The organism is Corynebacterium gottingense, assembly GCF_003693265.1.
Taxonomy (GTDB): domain Bacteria; phylum Actinomycetota; class Actinomycetes; order Mycobacteriales; family Mycobacteriaceae; genus Corynebacterium; species Corynebacterium gottingense.
In genome coordinates, this window is the sequence record NZ_RDRE01000136.1 from 1 (window position 1) to 1,336 (window position 1,336).

The 1,336-nt window shown below is 62.6% G+C and carries 1 protein-coding gene and 1 pseudogene; one reads left to right on the forward strand and one right to left on the reverse strand.

The genetic code is table 11. The annotated features are described in order from the left end of the window. Positions 1 to 644: UDP-galactopyranose mutase (locus tag EAW56_RS12240; RefSeq protein ID WP_122086830.1), on the reverse strand; the 644-nt coding region annotated here is incomplete at its 3' end. Positions 645 to 800: 156 nt separating this feature from the next. Between EAW56_RS12240 and EAW56_RS12245 the strand changes: the two are divergent. Next, a pseudogene (locus tag EAW56_RS12245) lies at positions 801 to 1,336 on the forward strand (N-acetylmuramoyl-L-alanine amidase); the annotation flags it as partial.

The following is a 1,336-nucleotide window of genomic DNA, read 5'->3' on the forward strand; positions in this document are numbered from 1 at the left end:
TGGACGTCGATAAGCTCATGCTCCGCCATCTTCTCCAACCAGGCGGCGTAGCCGTCGACCGGCAGGCCCTCGTAGGTGTCGTTGAAGTAGCGGTTGTTAAAGGTGTAGCGGACCGGGAGGCGGGAGATGATCTCCGGCGGCAGGTCGGTGGGGTCGGTCTGCCACTGCTTGGCGGTGTAGTGCTTGACAAAGGCCTCGTAGAGCGGCTTGCCAATCAGCGCGATGCCGCGCTCTTCCAGGTTGGTCGCGGCGGCCGGGTCGAGGCCCTCGCGCTGCTCCTCGATGAGCTTGCGCGCCTCATCCGGCGAGTAGTACTTGCCAAAGAACTGGTTGATCAGGCCCAGGCCCATCGGGAACTGGTAGGCGGTGCCGTCGTGCATGGCAAACACGCGGTGCTGGTAGTCGGTGAAATCCGTAAAGCGGTTCACGTACTCCCACACGCGCTTGTTGGAGGTGTGGAAGAGGTGCGCGCCGTATTTATGCACCTCAATACCGGTGTCCGGGTCCTTTTCGGAGTAGGCGTTGCCGCCGAGGTGGTCGCGCTTTTCCACGATCAGCACGCGCTTGCCCAGCTCGCTCGCGGCCTGCTCCGCCACGGTCAGCCCAAAGAATCCGGATCCAACAACGATGAGGTCATAAGTCATGGTCTCAATCTTTGCATATTTGCTTATCGACGTAGCCCCGCCCGACACGGCGACACGCCGGAAGTCTCAAGACTTACTTTAGACTTTAGATTCCTCTACACTGCTCAACAGATAACTGTTTTCACATCCGCCACAGGAGTTTCCAGGAGTCCTACCGTGCAACAACGCAAACGCCTTAATCCGGCGCCCACCCGGACGTCGCCGCTGCTGACCACCACCGTGGCCGCAATCCTCACCGTGGCCGTCGTCGCCGCGGGCGCCTTCGGCGGCAACCACATCCTCAACGTCCAGTCGGTCGGCGGCGCGGACGCCGAAATCTACTCCGACACCGCCTCCTTTGACACGGGCAACAACACCACGGTGGACGATGCCGCCGTGAAGACCCAGGGCGGCGACTCGCAGGCACGCCGCGTGGTCAAGGAGTTCAGCCGCGACCACGAGTTCAACCTTTTCGGCCTGACCTGGAAGGGCGACCGCGACATCGTCGCCTACGTGCGCTCGCAAAAGGCCGACGGCTCCTGGACCGAGTGGTTCGAGATGGACCACGCCGACAACGCGCAGGGCGAGACCAACGGCACCGAACCGATCTTCGTCGAATCCACCAAGCGCATCCAGGTCTCCACCGGCAACGTCGACCTGCTGGATGAGGGCCGCACGGACTCCGCCGCCCCCACCACCGCGAAGGACCTGCA